At 71.7% G+C, this 18,425-nt stretch carries 17 protein-coding genes; 8 read left to right on the forward strand and 9 right to left on the reverse strand.

Features of this window, described 5'->3' with window-relative positions:
• From allB to ABXS86_RS09545, 3 genes are read right to left on the reverse strand one after another with little or no spacing between them, the layout of a single operon-like run.
• Window positions 1-1,335, reverse strand: coding sequence for an allantoinase AllB (gene allB / locus ABXS86_RS09535; RefSeq protein ID WP_353664268.1), 1,335 nt, complete (start codon window positions 1,333-1,335; stop codon window positions 1-3).
• A 51-nt stretch (window positions 1,336-1,386) separates the two neighbouring features.
• Window positions 1,387-2,223 (reverse strand): aspartate/glutamate racemase family protein, encoded by an 837-nt coding sequence (locus tag ABXS86_RS09540; protein ID WP_353664269.1) that lies wholly within the window; start codon window positions 2,221-2,223, stop codon window positions 1,387-1,389.
• On the reverse strand, window positions 2,220-3,863 hold the full coding sequence (locus tag ABXS86_RS09545; protein ID WP_353664270.1) for an NCS1 family nucleobase:cation symporter-1: 1,644 nt from the start codon (window positions 3,861-3,863) through the stop codon (window positions 2,220-2,222). Before ABXS86_RS09545 ends, ABXS86_RS09540 begins: the two co-directional genes overlap by 4 nt.
• 159 nt (window positions 3,864-4,022) lie before the next feature.
• Between ABXS86_RS09545 and ABXS86_RS09550 the strand changes: the two genes are divergently transcribed.
• The 4 genes from ABXS86_RS09550 (at window position 4,023) to hpxO (ending at window position 6,841) form a co-directional block, all read left to right on the forward strand.
• On the forward strand, window positions 4,023-4,634 hold the full coding sequence (locus tag ABXS86_RS09550) for a helix-turn-helix domain-containing protein (RefSeq protein ID WP_307207898.1): 612 nt from the start codon (window positions 4,023-4,025) through the stop codon (window positions 4,632-4,634).
• 169 nt (window positions 4,635-4,803) lie between these two features.
• Complete coding sequence (gene uraD, locus ABXS86_RS09555) at window positions 4,804-5,331, forward strand: 2-oxo-4-hydroxy-4-carboxy-5-ureidoimidazoline decarboxylase (protein ID WP_353664271.1); 528 nt, start codon at window positions 4,804-4,806, stop codon at window positions 5,329-5,331.
• Window positions 5,328-5,648 carry a hydroxyisourate hydrolase gene (gene uraH / locus ABXS86_RS09560; RefSeq protein WP_353664272.1) on the forward strand — a complete coding sequence of 107 codons (321 nt, stop codon included), beginning with the start codon at window positions 5,328-5,330 and terminating at the stop codon, window positions 5,646-5,648. The genes uraD and uraH overlap by 4 nt, the downstream gene beginning before the upstream one ends.
• Window positions 5,649-5,656: 8 nt before the next feature.
• The gene (hpxO, locus tag ABXS86_RS09565) at window positions 5,657-6,841 is read left to right on the forward strand and encodes an FAD-dependent urate hydroxylase HpxO (RefSeq protein ID WP_353664273.1); all 1,185 of its coding nucleotides are present in this window, start codon (window positions 5,657-5,659) and stop codon (window positions 6,839-6,841) included.
• 15 nt (window positions 6,842-6,856) lie between these two features.
• Here hpxO and ABXS86_RS09570 read toward each other — a convergent pair whose 3' ends face one another.
• Window positions 6,857-7,360, reverse strand: coding sequence for a MarR family winged helix-turn-helix transcriptional regulator (locus ABXS86_RS09570; RefSeq protein WP_353664274.1), 504 nt, complete (start codon window positions 7,358-7,360; stop codon window positions 6,857-6,859).
• A gap of 63 nt (window positions 7,361-7,423) precedes the next feature.
• Between ABXS86_RS09570 and ABXS86_RS09575 the strand changes: the two genes are divergently transcribed.
• The gene (locus ABXS86_RS09575) at window positions 7,424-8,647 is read left to right on the forward strand and encodes an FAD-dependent monooxygenase (RefSeq protein WP_353664275.1); all 1,224 of its coding nucleotides are present in this window, start codon (window positions 7,424-7,426) and stop codon (window positions 8,645-8,647) included.
• Between the two features lie 23 nt (window positions 8,648-8,670).
• Here the strand turns inward: ABXS86_RS09575 and ABXS86_RS09580 are convergent, their stop codons facing one another.
• The 3 genes from ABXS86_RS09580 to ABXS86_RS09590 are packed head-to-tail and all read right to left on the reverse strand — an operon-like array spanning window position 8,671 to window position 11,500.
• On the reverse strand, window positions 8,671-9,195 hold the full coding sequence (locus tag ABXS86_RS09580; RefSeq protein WP_154096905.1) for an adenine phosphoribosyltransferase: 525 nt from the start codon (window positions 9,193-9,195) through the stop codon (window positions 8,671-8,673).
• A 59-nt stretch (window positions 9,196-9,254) separates the two neighbouring features.
• Window positions 9,255-10,289, reverse strand: coding sequence for a glycosyltransferase (locus ABXS86_RS09585; protein WP_353664276.1), 1,035 nt, complete (start codon window positions 10,287-10,289; stop codon window positions 9,255-9,257).
• The gene (locus tag ABXS86_RS09590; protein WP_307207835.1) at window positions 10,286-11,500 is read right to left on the reverse strand and encodes a glycosyltransferase; all 1,215 of its coding nucleotides are present in this window, start codon (window positions 11,498-11,500) and stop codon (window positions 10,286-10,288) included. The genes ABXS86_RS09585 and ABXS86_RS09590 overlap by 4 nt, the downstream gene beginning before the upstream one ends.
• Before the next feature lie 224 nt (window positions 11,501-11,724).
• Between ABXS86_RS09590 and ABXS86_RS09595 the strand changes: the two genes are divergently transcribed.
• From ABXS86_RS09595 to ABXS86_RS09605, 3 genes are all read left to right on the forward strand, one after another.
• Complete coding sequence (locus ABXS86_RS09595; RefSeq protein ID WP_307207833.1) at window positions 11,725-12,915, forward strand: glycosyltransferase; 1,191 nt, start codon at window positions 11,725-11,727, stop codon at window positions 12,913-12,915.
• A 132-nt stretch (window positions 12,916-13,047) separates the two neighbouring features.
• A complete protein-coding gene (locus ABXS86_RS09600; RefSeq protein ID WP_353664277.1) occupies window positions 13,048-14,727 on the forward strand; it encodes a glycoside hydrolase family 13 protein in 1,680 nt (559 codons plus the stop codon).
• Window positions 14,728-14,769: 42 nt separating this feature from the next.
• Window positions 14,770-15,771 (forward strand): LacI family DNA-binding transcriptional regulator, encoded by a 1,002-nt coding sequence (locus ABXS86_RS09605; protein ID WP_353664278.1) that lies wholly within the window; start codon window positions 14,770-14,772, stop codon window positions 15,769-15,771.
• 34 nt (window positions 15,772-15,805) lie between these two features.
• Here ABXS86_RS09605 and ABXS86_RS09610 read toward each other — a convergent pair whose 3' ends face one another.
• Both ABXS86_RS09610 and ABXS86_RS09615 read right to left on the reverse strand, forming a co-directional pair.
• Window positions 15,806-16,921: a DUF4190 domain-containing protein gene (locus ABXS86_RS09610; RefSeq protein ID WP_353664279.1), complete on the reverse strand. Its 1,116-nt coding sequence runs from the start codon at window positions 16,919-16,921 to the stop codon at window positions 15,806-15,808.
• A gap of 206 nt (window positions 16,922-17,127) precedes the next feature.
• Window positions 17,128-18,342, reverse strand: a complete 1,215-nt coding sequence (locus ABXS86_RS09615; RefSeq protein ID WP_353664280.1) for a DUF4190 domain-containing protein — start codon at window positions 18,340-18,342, stop codon at window positions 17,128-17,130.
• Between the last annotated feature and the right edge of the window lie 83 nt (window positions 18,343-18,425).

Below are 18,425 nucleotides of genomic sequence, written 5' to 3' on the forward strand. Positions count from 1 at the left end.
TCACGCCTCCACCACCGCTGCCGCGCGCAGCAGCTCGCGGCCCTCGCGCTCGGTGACCTCGGCGCCGCGCCGGTAGACCGATGCCCCCCGCAACCAGGTCTCGCGCACCACGCCGGTGAGCGTCTGCCCGTGCCACGGCGACACGGGGTTGCGGTACTCCAGCGCCGCGGCATCCACCGTGAACTGCTCGTCGGGGGCGAAGGCCACGAGGTGCGCGGGAGCCCCGACCTCGATCACGCCGAGCCCCTCGAGCCCGGCGATGCGCGCGGGGCCGGTGGTCATCAGCGGCAGCAGCGTCTCGAAGGCGAGTCCTCGCGCCCGGGCGGTGGAGTGCACCGCCGACAGCCCGGTCTGCAGTCCCGCGATACCGCCCCACGCCAGCCCGAAGTCGGGGTTGTCCTTGAGGGCGACGGTGGCCGGGGAGTGATCGCTGACGATCGCGTCGATCGTTCCGTCGACCACGCCCGCCCACAGCAGGTCGGGGTTGTCGCCGCCGCGGATCGGGGGGCAGCACTTGAACGCCCCGGCGCCGTCGGGCACGGCCGCGGCGTCGAGGGTGAGGTAGTGGGGGCACGTCTCGATCGTCAGGCGCACGCCCTCGGCCTTGGCGGCGCGCACCGCGTCGAGCGACCCGCCGTCGGAGACGTGCACGATGTGGGCACGCGCTCCGGTGCTCCGCGCGGCGTCGATCACGCGCTGGATCGCGGCGCGCTCGCTCAGCGGGGGCCGGCTCGCCTCGAAGTCGGCGTAGTGCGGGCCCAGTGCCCCGTCGGCGTGGAGGTGCGCCGGGTCTTCCGCGTGCACGATGAGCAGGCCGTCGAACTCCGCGAGCTCGGCGAGGCACCGCTTGAGCTGCTCGGGGTCGAGGTGACCGAACTCGTCGATGCCGCTCGGCGACAGGAAGCACTTGAAGCCCACGACCCCGGCATCCGCCATCGCACGCAGCGAACCGAGGTTCTCGGGCACGGCGCCGCCCCAGTACGCGACGTCGACGGCGAGCTTGCCGCGGGCGGCGGCGCGTTTCGCCTGCAGCGCCTCGATCGTGGTGGTCACCGGCGAGCTGTTGAGCGGCATGTCGACGACCGTGGTCACGCCTCCGGCCGCGGCCGCCGCGGTTCCGGTCGCGAAGCCCTCCCACTCGGTACGGCCTGGTTCGTCGAGGTGCACGTGCGAGTCGACGAGGCCCGGCAGCAGCACGGCGTCGGCGGGCAGGACCGTGTCGGCGGAGACGTCGAACGACTCGATGCTCGCGATGAGTCCGTCGTCGATCACGACGGTGGCGGGGGTGAACGCACCGTCGAGATAGACCCGGCGGGCAGCGATCCGTGTGCTCATGCCGCTCACGCTAAGGGCCTCGCGTTTCGCGAATGTAACCGTCATCAACATTCATGCGAACACCTCGGCGCCGCGGGTCACGTCGTCGCGGTTCGGGGCGGATCCCGGCGTTTGGGGCGCAGATTTTCCGCCCCGCACGACGGAATCCGCCCCGAACCCGTGATGACCGGCCCCGGCCGCGCCCGCGAACTCGCGCGGCGGCCGCGCGTACTCGTCGCGCTTGCTCGTGCCCAGGCCCATGCGCACCATCCCGGATGCCATGCCCACCGCGGCCGCGACCCCGTCGACGACCGGCACCCCCACGCGTGCCGTCAGCTCGGCGCAGAGGTCGGCCATGCCGGCGCAGCCGAGCACGATGACGTCGGCGCCGGAGGCCGCGGCATCCGCGCTCAGCTCGGCGATGGTGGAAACGGCGGCGGATGCCGTGTCCTCGAGGTCCAGGACCGGAATGCCGGTCGCCGCCAGCGAGACGCACGCCCGCTCCATGCCGTACCGGGAGACGAGGTCGTGCGCGCGCCCGAGCGTGCGGCTGAGCGTCGTGACCACCCCGAAGTGCCGCCCCGACGCTGCGGCCAGGTGCATCGCCGCTTCGGCGATGCCCACCACGGGTGCCTCGACCAGCTCGCGCGCCGCGTCGAGTCCCGGGTCGCCGAAGCACGCGATCACGTACGCGTCCGCCGGGTCGGGGCCGTCGCGGTCGGCCGCGATCAGTTCGACCACGGCGGCGGCCGCGGCGATCTCGTCGACGTGACTCTCGATGGCGGCCGCCCCGACCTGCGGGCACACGGCGTCGATGTCGACGTCGGGTCCCGCCACCCCCCGGGCGGCGTCCGCGATCTTCGCGGTCATCGCCCGGGAGGTGTTGGGGTTGACGAGCAGGATCCTCACGCGAGCGCCTCGCGCGGGCCCGCGGCATCCGGAGCCGTGTTCGCGAGCACCGGCACGGGCTCTGCGGCCGCCGCCTCGGCCGCCTGGTCGACCGTGCCGTCGGAGATGCCGTCGGTCTCGCCAGCGAAGGTCGGAACCCGAGGGTCGAGGTGCTCGAAGAGCAGGAAGAGCACGAAGCCGAGACCGCAGCCGATGAACCAGCTGTAGTCGCTCACCCACGACACGTTGAACAGCCCCAGGTCGGCGAAGAGCTTCGGGAAGATCGCGATGGCCACCGTGGGCACGCCCGCGGCGATGACGGCCTTGACCGCGTTGGGGTTGAAGCCGTTGCGGTACCAGTAGGGCCCGGCGGTGTCCATCGTGAACATCGCGTCGACCTTCACCCGCTGGCGCGCGGCGAAGTAGTACCCGGCGATCAGGATGCCGAACAGGGGCCCGATCAGCGCACCCAGCACGCCCAGCGAGTAGTGGATGGCGTCGCTGTTGGAGTACCAGTTCCAGGGCATGAGGAAGGTCGAGCCGACGGCGGCGATCATGCCGCCCGCGCGCCACGAGATCTTCTTCGGGGCGACGTTGGAGAAGTCGAACGCGGGCGAGATGAAGTTGGCGACGATGTTGATGCCGACCGTGGCGGTGACGAAAGTCAGCCCGCCCAGCAGGATCGCGAACGGGGTGTCGATGCGCTCGACGGTCGCGATCGGGTCGGTGATGAGGTCGCCGAACACGGGCACCGTGGCCGAGGCGGTGATGACGGTGAGCAGCGAGAAGAAGACGAAGTTGATCGGCAGGCCCCAGAAGTTGCCCTTCTTCACCGCGGCGAAGCTCTTTCCGTAACGGGCGAAGTCGCCGAAGTTCAGCATCGGACCCGAGAAGTACGACACGACGAGCGCGATCGCGGCGAACATGACGGGGATCGAGGCCCAGAAGTCGAGCTGGGTGGTCGACAGGGTGAACGAGATGTTCTCGATGCCGGCCTGCGACACGAGGTACACCGCCAGCACGATCATCACGAGGTAGACCGCGGGGCCTGCCCAGTCGATGAAGCGGCGGATGACCTCCATGCCGTTCCAGAAGAGGAGGAACTGCGCGGTCCACAGGATCGCGTAAGAGATCCAGCCCAACGCCGACAGCCCGGCGAACGACACGTCGAGGAGAGCTGCGGAGCCGGGGATGAACTTGAGGAACACGATGTTCAGCGATTCGGCCGCGAGGAAGGTCTGCACCCCGTACCAGGCGATCGCGATGAGCCCGCGGATGATCGCGGGGATGTTCGCACCCCGGATGCCGAAGACCACGCGGTTGATGACCGGGAAGGGCACACCCGTCTTCTGGCTGGGCTTGGCGACCATGTTGGCGAACACCTGCACGATGACGATGCCGGCGATCAGCGCCACGAGCACCTGCCACGACTGCAGGCCGAGGGCGAAGAGCGAGCCGGCCGTGACGTAGCCGCCGACGGAGTGCACGTCGCTCATCCAGAACGCGAAGATGTTGTAGCTCGACCACTTCTGCGTGCGCAGGGGAGCCAGGTCTTCGTTGGCGAGACGGTCGTCGTAGTGCGGCTTCATGTTGCCGCCCCCGTGGGGGTGGCCGGCGGCCTCCACGAGATCGTGGGGACCGGTGAGCGGGGTGGAAGTCATGTCATTCCTCTCAGGACGATGGATGCCACGACGTGGAGTCCGCGGCCGGAGTGGAGCTCTGATGTGAAGTTATGGGTTCACACAACCCCGCTGGTTTCGCTCGTGTAACGAGCATGTGAAGTCGCTCCTTCACGCTTTTCGCCTCCCTAGACTCGGGACATGTCGCAGCCGCCCGTCGCCGAAGCCACCGCCGTCGAGCCCGGTTCGGCGGGCGTCGGGGCGCGGATCCGCGACCTGCGGCAGGCGCGCGGCATCTCGGCGCGGGCGCTCGCGAAGTCGCTCGGCATCTCCCCCAGCGCCGTGTCGCAGATCGAACGCGGAGTGATGCAGCCGAGCGTCTCGCGCCTGATCGCCATCACCGACGCGCTGGGCGTTCCGCTCGTGGCGGCCTTCGACCCGGCATCCGATCGTCCCGTCGAACCCGTCGGCCCCTCGGGCTTCACGCTGCAGCGCGCCGGGCAGTCGCCCGACATCGTGCTCGACAGCGGGGTGTCGTTCCGCCGACTCACCCCCGGCACCTCGCCCGGTGTCGACTACTTCGAATCGATCTACCCACCCGGAGCCTCGGCCCACGGAGCCGACGGTCTGTTCCACCACGAGGGCTACGAGGTCGGCACCGTCGTCGCGGGCGAGCTCACCATCGACTTCGAGGCCGAGCGCGTGATCCTGCGCGCGGGCGACGCCATCAGCTACCCCTGCTCGGTGCCCCACCGCCTGCACAACACGGGCGAGGCCGACGCCGTGGCGCACTGGTTGATCGTGCACGCCTGACACCGCGGCCCGGGTTGGGGCGGATTCCGCCGTTCGGGGCGCGAATCGCACGCCCCACAGGACGGATCTCGCCCCAAACCTGTGGACGGCGGCCGAAATGTTCCCCACAGCAACATTGCCGACACATCCCGCCACAGCGCCGTAACGCGGTCGGCCTAGCGTGACCTGCATGCACCTGCACCACTTCCATGCCCTCGACGAGGCGGATGCCGCGGCGGTGGTCCGCGTGTGGGCCGACGTCCCCGGCTGGGTCGACGCCGTCGTGGCCGGTCGCCCCTACGCCGACGTCGACGCCCTCGCCGCCTACGCCGGTGACCTCGCTTCGGCCTGGTCTCCGCGAGACCTCGAGGCAGCCCTCCACGCACACCCGCGCATCGGCGCGAAGGTCGCGGGCGACGGCGCCGAGGCGACAGCGTCTCGGCGCGAGCAGGGGTCGATGGCCTCCGCCGCCGACGACGACGTGGCGGCGATCGCGGCCGGTAACGCGGCCTACGAGGAGCGCTTCGGCCGCGTCTTCCTCATCCGCGCGGCGGGGCGGACGCCGGGCGAGATGCGCGCCGAGCTCGAACGACGCCTGTCGAACGACCCCGACACCGAGACGATCGAGGCGACCCGTCAGCTCGCCGAGATCGCGCTGCTGCGTCTGCGCACCACCTTCGCCGACGACGCCCCCGCCGAACCGGAGGCCGCCGAATGACGCACCTGACGAGTCACGTGCTCGACGCCACCGCGGGGATCCCCGCCGCCGGCGTCACCCTCACGCTCGCCCACCGCGGCGGCGCGACCGTCGACACCGCCACCACCGACGCCGACGGGCGGGCGAGCCTCGGCCCCGACCTCCTGGCCGACGGCGACTACACCCTCACCTTCGCCACCGGCGCGTACTTCCGCGCCCGCGGCCTTCCCTCGTTCCACCCGGAGGTCGTCGTGACCTTCACCGTCGGCGGCGAGGCGCACCTGCACGTGCCCCTGCTGCTGAGTCCGTTCGCCTATTCGACCTACCGCGGCAGCTGAGGAGCGACATGAAGGTCATCGTCATCGGCGCCGGCGTCGGCGGCACCTCCGCCGCCCTGGCCCTGCAGAAGCTCGGACACGAGGTCGTCGTGTACGACCGCATGCGCGAGAACCGCCCTGTCGGTGCGGCGCTGTCGCTGTGGTCCAACGGCGTGAAGGTGCTCAACTGGCTCGGCCTGGGCGCCCAAGTGGCAGCCCTCGGTGGCCGCATGGACGACATGGCCTACTACGACGGCCACACCGGCGACGAGATGTGCCGATTCAGCCTCGCCCCCGTGACCGCGCAGACCGGGCAGCGCCCCTACCCCGTGGCGCGGGCGGATCTGCAGCAGCTCATGATGGATGCCGTCGGCGCCGAGAACATCCGGCTCGGCCGCCAGCTGACCGGGGTCTCCGAGGCAGACGGAGTCGTCACCGCGACCTTCGCCGACGGCTCCGTCGACACCGCCGACCTTCTCATCGGCGCCGACGGTGCCCGCTCGATCGTGCGCGATTATGTGACCGAGCCCGCCGGCATCCGTCCCGAGCGCCGCTACTCCGGATACGTCAACTACAACGGCCTCGTCGCGGCCGACCCGCGCATCGGCCCGCTGGAGCAGTGGACCACGTACGTCGGCGACGGAAAACGTTGCGCGGTCATGCCCGTCGCCGGCGACCGCTTCTACTTCTTCGTCGACGTGCCCGGCCCCTCGGGTGTCACCGAAGACCGCATGGCCGCCCTCGAGCACGCGTTCGGCTCGTGGGGAGCCCCCGGCGTGCGGGCTCTGCTCGACGGCATCGACCCCGACGAGTCGCTCAACCGCGTCGAGATCTGGGACATCGACCCGTTCGACACCTGGGTGCGCGGGCGCGTGGCGATCCTCGGCGACGCCGCGCACAACACCGCCCCCGACATCGGCCAGGGCGCCTGCTCGGCACTCGAAGACAGCTTCGCCCTCGGCATCGTGTTCGCGACCTCCACGCTCGGCGTCGAGGACTCGCTGAAGCGCTACGAGCGCATCCGCACCGAGCGCGCGGGCGATCTCGTGATGCGCGCCCGCAAGCGCGCGCACGAGACGCACGCGTTCGACGTGGACGCGACCCAGGCCTGGTACGACGGCCTGCGCCGCGAAGACGGCACAGGCGTCATCCGCGGCATCGTCGGCAACATCGAGGGCAGCCCGGTCGAGCTCGGCGCGAGCGTTCTGGGCTGAGCGCGGGGCACGGGCTCAGTCCCCGCGCGGCGACTCCCGCAGGCGCGCGTTCGCGGCGGCCGCCGCCGCGGTCATGCGGGCCAGGAACGCGTGGACGACCCGCAGTTCGTCGGCGGGCGTCTCGCGAACGGCACCGGCGACCTCGGCTCCAGCGAAGCCGAGGAAGCGCTCGGTCTCATCCAACGCCGCCGATGTCGGGCGCACGGTCACGCGACGCCGATCCGCGTCTTCACGGTGCCGAGTCACATACCCGGCTCGTTCCAGCCGATCGATGAGCACCGAGACGGCCCCCGAGGTCATTCCGATCTGCCGGGCCAACTCGACCGGTGACAGCGGCGCTTCGGCCTGAGCGGCCCAGACGATCTGACCCAGGGCCTCGGCATCCGACGAGGGCAGTCGCATCCAGACCGACAGATGGCGATTCAGTTCGTCGGATGCCAGCGCCCAGTCGCGAAGCCCGTGCATGACCCCGTACTCGAGGTCGGACCACGAGGTGGAGAGGGAGTTCGCGTTCGTCACCGCAATGACTTTACAGTCAAGTGACTTTGCCGTAAAGGTTGTCGTGACCGACGAGGAGACCTCATGAACGCACCGCACGCCCTCATCTCCGGCGCCAGCATCGCCGGGCTGTCCACCGCCTGGTGGCTGAAACGCATCGGCTGGGAGGTCACCGTCATCGAGCGGGCCCACGCCTTCCGCGCGGGCGGTCAGAACGTCGACGTCCGCGGCGTCGCACGCGAGGTCCTCGACCGCATGGGTCTGACCGAGGCCGTACGGGCGAAGAACACGACCGAGACGGGCACGGTCATCGTCGATGAGCGCGGCGACGTCATCGCCGAGCTGCCCTCCGACGGACCCGATGGCGCGACCGCCGAGCTCGAGGTGCTGCGAGGAGACTTCGCCCGGGCGATCCTCGATGCCCTCCCCGACGACGTCGAATTCGTCTACGGCGACGCCGTTCTCGAGGTCGACGAGTCGGTCCCGAGCCACGTCGTCGTCTCGACCGAACGGGGGCGCCGCTTCGACGTCGACCTGCTGATTGTGGCCGAGGGAGTGCGCTCCCGGACGCGCGACCTGTTGTTCGCCGCATCGGAGGTGGACGCCGTGCCGTTGGGGATCACGATGGCGTTCGGCACGATCCCCCGCACCGGCGACGACGACGACCGCTGGCGCTGGTACAACGCCGTGGAGGGGCGGCAGGTGCACCTGCGCCCCGATCCCTACGGCACGACGCGCGCGATCCTCTCGTACGCCGGGACCGACGACCTGCCCGACCGCGACAGGGACGACGCGGTGAGCGTCCTCCGCGACCGCTACGCCGATGCGGGGTGGCAGTCGCAGAGGGTCCTCGACGGCTTCGCGACCTCCGACGACGTGTACATCGACGAGCTGACGCAGATCCGGATGCCGGGATGGCACCGCGGGCGCGTGTGCGTCATCGGCGACGCGGCGTGGTGCGTCACCCCGCTCGGAGGCGGAGGGGCCTCGCTCGCCCTGGCCGGCGGGTACGTGCTCGCCGCGCAGCTGTCGCAGATCGACGGTCGACCCGGGATCGACGACCTCGACCGAGCCCTGTCGGCGATGGGCGAATGGATGCGGCCGCTGGTGGATCAGGTGCAGGGGATGCCGCGGGGGATGCTGCGGTTGGCCTATCCCCGCACCTCGCTCGGCCTGACGGCCCGCAACGTCGTGACGAAGATCATCACCTCGCCGCCGCTCTCGCACGTCGTGGGCAGGTTCACCGCGATCGCGGGCACCGACCGCGAGCTGCCGCCGTTGCGGGAGGCACCCGACCGGACCCGGTGACCGAACGAGAGGGAGGCGTCGGGTCAGACGTGGAAGACCGAGTGCAGGTCGCCACCGAGGGCCTCGCGACCGCCGAGGCCGTCGATCTCGAGAAGGGTCGCGATGCCGACGACCTCGCTGCCGACCGCCTGCAGCAGGTCGCGGCCGGCGCGGAGCGTGCCGCCCGTGGCGAGCACGTCGTCGAGCAGCAGAACGCGCGCGCCCGCGGCATTGTCGTCGTGCATCTCGATCTGCGCCGAGCCGTACTCGAGGTCGTACGACATCGAGGCCGCGGGCCGGGGCAGCTTGCCCGCCTTGCGGATCGGCATGAGGCCCACGTTCGCGGCGATCGCCGCCGCGCCCGCGAGCAGGAATCCGCGGGCCTCGACGCCTGCGACCGCGTCGAAGCGACCCGCGAAGGGCTCGATCAGCGCGTCGACGACGGTCCGCAGCGCGGCGGCGTCGGTGAGCAGCGGAGTGATGTCGCGGAAGACGATCCCGGGCTTGGGGTAGTCGGGGATGCTCGTGATGAGCGATTCAGCGCGGGCGAGGGCAGTGGCGTCGGGCACCCGCCCAGCCTACGCGCGCCGTCGATCCTGTCCGTGGCGAGGGCCCGTACGGGGACGGCTCAGAACTCGACGCGGCGCCCGAGCCGGCCGGCGATCGCATCGTCGACGGCGGTGCGGATGACGCGCGCCTTGTCTGCCCGCCGCGTCACGGCCATGCACACGAGGCACAGCGCGGCGAATAGGGCCCCGTTGAGCACGCGGTCGCGCGACCACCGCTTTCCGATCCGCAGCTCGCGGTGCACCCGGTTGCGCAGCGAGTAATAGAGCAGCGCGTCGTTGGTCGAGCGGAACATCGCCAGCACCTCGAAGCCGGGCGGCATCCACCGCTCGCCGCGCGGATCGACGACCACCGCACGCGGGGTCAGCACGATGCGCCCGCCCGCCGCCACGATGCGCGAGGTGTACTCCAGATCGTCGCCGTAGAGCACCAGGTCGGCATCGGGATCACCGATGGCCCGCGTCGCCGCCGTGCGCATCAGCAGCCCGCCGTAGGGCGCGTAGGGCAGATCGCCACTCGTCCGCGGCACCGTGCGGCGCAGGCCGAGTCGCTCGAGGGCACGCCGGGCGAACAGGCCCACCTCGACCCCCGCGAACGATCGGTTCGCCTCGGGCTGTTCGCGCGAGAGCTCCGACGCGATCGTCTCGGCCACCTCGTCGGGCTCGGCCGAGGGAGCGCGCACGGGCGCCACGGCGCACGGCACCGTGCCCGCGTCCCACAACCGGCGCTCCTCGGCGATGAGGCTGTCGAGCGCGCCCGGTTCGGGGAGGTTGTCGTCGTCGAGGAGCCACACGTACTCGGCCCCCGAGTCTCGGGCGAGGGCGATCGCGAGGCCGAACGCCGGGGCCGAGCCTTCGTTGCGGTCGAGACGGTGGCAGAGAACACGGGACTCGTACTCGGCGACGAGTTCGCGCAGCTCTCGCTGGGCGTCTGGGGTGGACCCGTTGTCGACGATGATCACGCTCTCGACCCCCTGCGCGAGCAGGGCTTCGACCGTGGCGCGGCACGAGCGCGCTCGCGAGGCGTAGGTGACGGTGGCGCCGACCACCGACGGACGGACGGTGGTGGCTGTCTCGGCAGTCGGGTGCGACGTCACGAGCCGTAGACCTCCGCGAGCGAACGTTCGAACTGGGCCGCGGAGAACTCCGCGCGCGCCGCCGCGCGCACGCCGCGGGCGTCGGCGCGGGCGGCCGCAGGGTCGTCGAGCACGGCGATCACCCCGCGGGCGAGGGCGTCGGCCTCATCCGCGACGGCGAAGACGTGGAGGCGGTCGTCGACGATCCCCTCGACCCCGACGGTCGTCGACACGACGGGGATGCCGCGCACCATGGCCTCGACGGTCTTGAACTTGACCCCCGCGCCCGAACGCAGCGGAACGAGCACCGCGGCGGCATCCGCGTAGTACGGATCGAGGGTCTCGACCCGACCGGTCACCTCGACAGCGTCGAGGTCTGCGGCCAGCTCGTGCATGCGCGGGGTGGGATTGGCGCCGGCGAAGACGAACCGCACCCGAGGGTGACGGGCCCGGACGATCGGGAGGATCTCGGTGGCCGCCCACTCCGCCGCATCGGCGTTGACCGAGCGATCGAACGCGCCGACGAACAGCACGACGGGCGCCGTCGTGGTGCCGGGGTCTGCGTGCTCCGCCGACTCGACACCGGCGAGGGGCGGTCGCACGACGCGCGCCGGGGCCGCAGCGCCCGCGCAGCGATGGATGACGTCGACGTCCTTCGCGCTGAAGGTGACGGCGACATCGGCCTTCGAGTACACGCGGCGTTCGTCGCGGGCCACGATGAATCGCCGCCACCGCGCGAGAAGGCGCTGCGGCAGCGGGGCTGCGGCGCTCGCCTCGAGGAAGCGCTCGTAGCTTTGCGACAGCACGTCGTGCACGACGACGACGTGGCGAGCGGACGGAGCCGGCAGGTGCGCGGCGAGCCATGCGGTCTCGGTCCACTGATACTCGACGACGTCGGCCGTCTCGACGAGGCGCCGCGCGACCGTCGATCCTGAGAACGCCCGGCGGATCCGCGCGACAGGACGGACGGGGAACAGGCGCGCCTGCTGCTTGTCGGAGAAGTCCGCGAGGCGCCGTCCGAGCGGAGTCGACACGGCGAGCAGCTCGACGCGGAACTCGTTGCGCAGGGCCAGTCGTCCGACGCGGTTGTCGGGGCTGTCCGGCGCGAGGATCGTGATGCGGTGCCCGAGCGCAGCGAGGGCGCGCAGGTGCCGGAGGTAGTACTGGCCCCCCGCGTGCGGCACGCCGTCGAAGGGGACCATCGGGGTCACGCTGACGATGCGCGCAGACACCGTCTCTTGCTCGACTTTCGGCTGGGCGTACACGGGACCCACTGTGGTGACCCGCGCGGGCCACCCGCACTCGAGCCGCTCCCCGCGGTGGCTCGTTAAGGACGACCCCCGAACGGGTGAGGTTCCGGTCGAACCTCGCGCCGCCCGCGTCCTCGTCGGCATCGCCGGTGATCGCCCCCGCGTAACGTCCGTCGCGTTCGGATGCGACCGGAGGGGATGTCCGCGTGAAGATCACCCACGTGCAGAGCACCTTCGTCGCCCCGCTCGGAGGCGCCGAGTCGTACGTGCTCGCCCTGGCCGCAGCGCAGGCACGACGCGGCAACTGCGTCGAGATCGTCACCGCCTGGACCGACCCCGAGACGGTCGCGCGGGCCCGCCGCTCCGGCGTCGTCGTGCGGCAGCTGCCGGTGCGTCGCCCGTACCGCCCCGACGAGCACGGCTCGACGGTGACGGCGCGGGTGGCCTTCCACGCGCTCGACCTGTGGGGGGCTTTCGTGGTGCCCCGCGCACTGCGGCGCGTGCAGAAACCCGACCGGGTGGTGCACGTGCACCGCTTCCAGGGCATCGGGTCGGCGATCCTGCGCGCGCAGGCGGCTCCGGTCGTGCACACCGCCCACGATTACTGCCTCGTCGACACGACCTCGACCAGCGTCCGCCACGGGATCGAGCGGTCGCGGTTGGGCCTCGTCCAGCGCCTCCGCGCGCGAGTGCTGTGGCGCTCGGCCCGTCGTGCCGATGTCGTCGTCTTCCCCAGCGTGCGCACGCGCCGGCGCCACGCCGCCCTGGGCCTGCCCCTCGACGAAATCGACGCCCGCGTCGTGCCGCACGGCTGGATCGCCGCGGCGCACCCGGAGGACCGGCAGCCCTCGGCGCGCCCGCGTTTCGTGTTCCTCGGCAAGCTGCAGAAGGAGAAGGGCATCGAGACCCTGCTGCGGGCGTGGGAGCAGGCCGGCATCGACGGCGAGTTGGTCATCGCCGGCGACGGTCCGCTGCGCGCGGTCGTCGAGAAGGCCGTCGGGGAGACGGTGACCTACGTCGGCTGGGCGGACGACGCCCGCAAGGCGGCGCTCCTGTCCACGGCCACCGCCCTGGTGTTCCCCTCGCAGTGGCCCGAGACCTTCGGCCTCGTCATCGCGGAGAGCCTGCTCGCGGGGTGTCCGGTAATCGCGACGCCCGACGCGGCCGGCTCTCTCGTGGTCGACGGGGTCAACGGCGTCGTGAGCGCGTCGTCGAGCGCGGAGGCCCTCGCCGCGGCGCTCGAGCGCGTCGCCCTCGACGCGCGCCTGCGCGCCGCGCTCACCGACGGAGCACGGGCGAGCGCCGCCGACCTCGACTTCGACACCCATCTGGCCCGGATCACCCGCGTCTATACCGACGCGATCACGCACTTCGACCGGTCGCGCCGCGGACTCTGACCTCGGCACAGTACGTCGCCTCATCCTCCGTTTCACCCGCGCTCGACGGATCCTCACCCCACCGCCCCGTGGCCGACGTTCGAGCGGGAGCCCGTTGACGCGACTGCAAGCGCTTGCACTAACGTGGTCGTCATGACTTTCACGCAGGAAGACGCGCGCGCCGAGCTCGTCGCCGCTCCCGGCTCCGAGTGGTGGCGCACCGCCGTCATCTACCAGATCTACCCCCGCTCGTTCGCGGACGCCTCGGGCGACGGTCTCGGCGACCTGCCCGGCGTCACCGCGCACCTCGACGACCTGCAAGACCTGGGGGTCGACGCCATCTGGCTGAGCCCCTTCCAGCGTTCGCCGCAGAAGGACGCGGGCTACGACGTCGCCGACTACCGCGACGTCGACCCGATCTTCGGCACCCTCGCCGACTTCGACGCGATGCTCGCGGGTGCGCACGAGCGCGGCATCCGGGTCATCGTCGACCTCGTGCCCAACCACTCGAGCGATCAGCACGTGTGGTTCCAGGAAGCGCTGAAGGCCGCCCCGGGCAGCCCCGAGCGGGCGCGCTACATCTTCCGCGACGGCAAGGGCGAGAACGGCGAGCTGCCCCCGAACAACTGGGAGAGCGTCTTCGGCGGCGGCATGTGGAAGCGCGTGACCGAGGCCGACGGCACCCCCGGGCAGTGGTACCTGCACATCTTCGACGAGAGCCAGCCCGACTTCGACTGGACCAACGACGAGGTGCGCGCGGAGTTCCGCGACATCCTGCGCTTCTGGCTCGACCGCGGGGTCGACGGCTTCCGCGTCGACGTGGCGCACGGTCTCATCAAGGCCGAGGGGCTGCCCGACTACACGCCCGATCCCGACGCGGGGTCGATGGGCGGCGACGCCGACGCCGTCCCCTACTGGGGTCAGCCGGGCGTGCACGAGGTGTGGCGCGAGTGGCACGAGGTGCTCGCCGCGTACGACGGTGACCGCGCCCTCTGCGCCGAGGCGTGGCTGCCCACCGTCGCCGAGACGGCGCTGTGGGTGCGGCCCGACGAGATGCACCAGGCCTTCAACTTCCACTACCTCGAGACCGCCTGGGACGCACCGGCCCTGCGCGCGGTCATCACCGACTCGCTCGACGAGTACGGCGCCGTCGGTGCCCCCAGCACCTGGGTGCTGTCGAACCACGACGTCGTGCGCCACGCCTCGCGCCTCGCGCTGACGGCCGAGAACCCGCAGGGTGCGGGCATCGGCCCGAAGTCGCCCGGCAAGCCCGACCCCGTGAAGGGTCTGCACCGCGCCCGCGCCGCGACCACGCTCATGCTGGCGCTCCCGGGCTCGTCGTACCTGTACCAGGGCGAGGAGCTGGGTCTGCCCGAGGTCATCGACCTGCCCGACGACGCACGTCAGGACCCGACCTGGTTCCGCACCAACGGCGAGCGCTACGGGCGCGACGGATGCCGCGTGCCGATCCCGTGGACCGCCGACGCCCCCGCCTACGGCTTCAACACCACGGGCGCGTCGTGGCTGCCGCAGCCGACGGAGTGGGCCGACCTCGCGCGCGACGTGCAGGTCGACGACCCCTCGTCGACGCTGACGCTGTACCGGTCGCTGCTGGCCGAGCGCCGCGCGCGCAACCTGGGCGCGGGCGAGCTCGAGTGGCTCGAGGGCTTCGTCGACGACGTGGTGGCGTTCCGCAACGGCTCGCTCCTGGTGGTGGCGAACCTCGGCGATGCCGCGGTGGAGCTGCCCGCCGGCGAGGTGCTCATCGCGAGCGGGCCCCTCGACGGCGACACCCTGCCCACCGACACGACCGTCTGGATCGCGGCGGCCTGAGCCGCGGCATCCGCCGGCATTTCGACGAGAGCACACGAGACCGTGGTCGGCATCGACGACGTCGCCCGCGCGGCGGGGGTGTCGACGGCCACGGTCTCGCGTGCGTTGAGCGGGCGGGGGCCGGTGTCGGCGGCGACCCGCGAGCGCGTGATGGTCGCCGCGGAGAGTCTGGGGTACGTCGTGTCGGCGGCCGCCTCGAGCCTGGCGTCGGGACGCGCGCGAGCCGTCGGTGTGGTCGTGCCGTTCCTCGACCGCTGGTTCTTCAGCACCGTGCTCGCGGGCATCTCCGACGGGCTCGTCCGCCACGGCTACGACATCACCCTCTACAGCGTCGGCGTCGACCGCGACGAGCGTCGACGCGTCTTCGACGACCACGTGCGACGGCGCCGGATCGATGCCCTCATCACGATCGCGCTCGAGTCGGACGCCGATGAATCGGCGTCGCTGCGCCGGCTGGGCGTGCCGATCGTCGCTATCGCCGGGCCCAACCCCCTGCTGACGACACTGACCGTCGACGATCTCGCGGTCGGCCGACTCGCCACTGCGCACCTGCTCGCGCTCGGGCATCGCCGGGTGGCGCACATTGGGGCGGATGCCGCGACGGCGGCCGGATCGACGGTGCCGGCACTGCGACGACGGGGGTTCGAAGAGGCGCTGGCCGAAGAGGGCGTCGCGGACGCACCGGTCTACCCGGCCGACTTCACGATCGAGGGCGGCTCGGCCGCCGCCGCGCGCGCCCTCGACGCGGAAGAGCGCCCCACGGCGTTGTTCGCCGCCTCGGATGAGATGGCCATCGGCGCGATCCTCGCCGCACGCGAGAAGGGCCTGCGGGTGCCCGACGACGTCTCGATCATCGGTGTCGACGGTCACGAGCTCGGCCGGTGGTTCGGCCTGACCACCGTCGACCAGTTCGCCCGCGGCCAGGGCGAGAGGGCTGCCGCCGCCGTGCTCGCGGAACTCGACGGCGCCGAGCCCGCGCGCGGACTCGGCACCCTGCCGTTCGAACTCGTCGAGCGTGGATCGACGGCCCCGCCGGTCGCCTGAGAGTCCGGTTTCGGGCCTCGGTGCCGGGCAGCCGTCAGCGCTGCGACTCGCGCAGGGATCCCGTAACGGACGCGTCCGGATCGGCCAGCAGGCACGAGACGACCCGGTCCCCGCGTCCCCACTCCTTGACCGTCGGACTGAGATACACGAGCTCGAGACGCGATTCGTCGTAGTCCGTGCCGACGAAGTCGGCGAACCGGTCGCGGCATCCGCCCACGGAGTCACGGGCGACGAGGTCGTCTCCCGGATACTCGTCGCCGCTCAGCGAGAACTGCTCGTAGAGCTCATAGGCGTGCGGAACGCCGCAGTCCACCAGATTCGCCTCGCCGATCTCTCCCGCGCCCCGTTTGACGAAACACTGTCCCACCTCGGGCGCGAAGCTCGACGACGCGCCCTCCTCGACCGTCGCGGTCGGGCTGGCAGAAGCCGCGGCTGCGCGCTCGCCGGCGGCGTTCGGCGTTCCGGCTCCTGAAGGGACGAGCAGCAGTCCGACCGCAGCCACGATCGACACGCTCAACACCGTGGTCAGGACCGACCCCAGCACGACACCGCCGAGCGCCAGGCCCCTGCCCCGCTCGCCGGTCCGGCGGATGTGGCCCAGCGCGATGGCCCCGGTGACGATTCCGCCGACGGGCGCGAGGGCGCCGAGAACGAGGGAGACCACGGCGAGAGCGTTCAGCGGGGGCGTGGCTGCACGGACAGCGGGCGCGTCAACGGGCGACGTGAGCTGGTCGAATGGCCAGAAGTCGGCGGTCTCGTCGCCGTCCGCGCGCCGTCGGACCTCATCATCGGCGGCATCCGCGTCGATCCCGTCGCGCTCGACGGCGGGAGCCTCCGCGCCGGGTTCCGCGCTGAGCAGACCCTTCTTCACAAGACGCTCGCGCATCATCGCCACGGTCGTGCGGACGGCCGGCGCACCGGTGATCGGCTCGACGTCGACGATCGCGCCGTCCGGCGCCGACGAGAAGCGGACGCGGAACCGTGTCGCGGGCCTCTTCGTCGCCTTGGCCCGGGGAGCCGGCGTGCGATCCGCTTCGAGGCCGTCACTGCGCTCTCGGATGTCGAAGCCCTGATCGAGGAGGAGCGCCGTCACGGCTGCCTTCGCCTCGCCGACCGTCGCAGACATCGACAGGCGCAGGCTCTTGTCCATCGGTCCCCCCGCAGGTGCGTCGCATGCGCGGGCCCGCGCACAGCACCGCTCAACCTAGGGGCGGCGACCCCGACGATCACCCCGACCGCGCACCCCTCGCGGGTGTTTTCACGACCGAACTCACCCGCACCCGGCGGCGAGACGGCGAGCAATTGTGATCCCTCGAGAAATCGCTCCGCCCCGCCGCCGCGGGCGAAAGGGTAGGTTCAGCGCGCCGAGCCCTCGAGGGTTCCCGAGACCTCGCCGGCGGGGTCGTAGAGCAGGCACGAGATGCTGCGGTCGCCGTCCGACCAGGTCTGCTCGGTCGGAGCGACGAACTCCCAGTCGAGGGTCGAGTCTCCGTACGGGATGCCGACGAAGCCCTCGAACGCCGCGTCGCAGCCGGTGAAAGCCGCCTGCGACAGCGCGTCGTCGCCGGGGAAGGCGCCGTCGGCCGCAGCGAACGTCGAGAACACCTCGTAGGTGTGCGGTGCGGCGCAGTCGACGAAGTTCTCGTCGCCGACGAAGCCGCTGCTCAAGTCGTCGAGGCACTCGCCGACGAGCAGGGCATAGGGGTCGCCGGGAGCGGGGTCGTCGGGAGCGATCGAGACGCCGCCGCTCTCCGACGGCACCGGCGGGGCGAACGGGTCGGTCGACGAACCGGACTCGCCGGATGCCGCCGTCGCTCCGACGAACACCGAGAAGATGAAGAGCCCGATCGCCGCGAGGATGTACAGCACCGTCAGCACGGAGCCGGCGATGATGCCGCCGATCGCGAGCCCGCGCCCCTTCTCGCCCGTGCGCTTGACCTGGGCGAGGGCCACCGCGCCCGCCACGATGCCGCCGATCGGGAAGAGGAAGCCGAGGATGATCGCCACGATCGCGACGACGTTCGTGCGGTCCGACGCCGGCGGGGCCGGGTAGGGCGCGAGGGAGGTGCCGTCGGCGGCCGTCGCCTGCGCGGCACCCGGGTAGCCCTGCGCTGCGCCGGGGTAGCCCTGCGCGCCCGGGGCGTACGGCGGCGGCACGGGCGGCGTCGCGGCATCCGCCCCCGATGCCGCGGGAGGAGCGACGGGCGGGACGCCCACCAGCTGACCCCGCTCGGCGAGCCGGACGCCCGCGGAGTGCGCGGCCTCGCGAACCACATCACCTGCCTTGACGGCGCCGATCGCCCCGCCCTTGAAGAATCCGCCTGCCGCGGAGTGCTCGAAGCTCGCGAGCGAACCCTCGGGCACCCCCGAGAAGTGCACGTCGAATCGCACGTGCATGTCCTGGCCCGCGAAGGCACCGGCGACGAGCGTCGTGCCGAGGCTCCCGCGCGAGACGTCGAGGGATCCGGATGCCGTGGGGGTCACCGTGAAACCGAGGTCGGTCAACGCGGTGGACAGCGCGTCGCGCGCCTGGTCCACGGACAGGGGAAGACGCAGTTCAGCGGTCGCCATGGGGTGCTCCTGGATGCAGTGCACGCTGGGCGAACACCCAGCGTGCGTCCAGGTTAGACCCGGCCGGACGGCGCGCACATCGG

Origin of the sequence: Microbacterium sp. che218, assembly GCF_040436305.1 — a bacterium.
GTDB lineage: Bacteria > Actinomycetota > Actinomycetes > Actinomycetales > Microbacteriaceae > Microbacterium > Microbacterium algihabitans.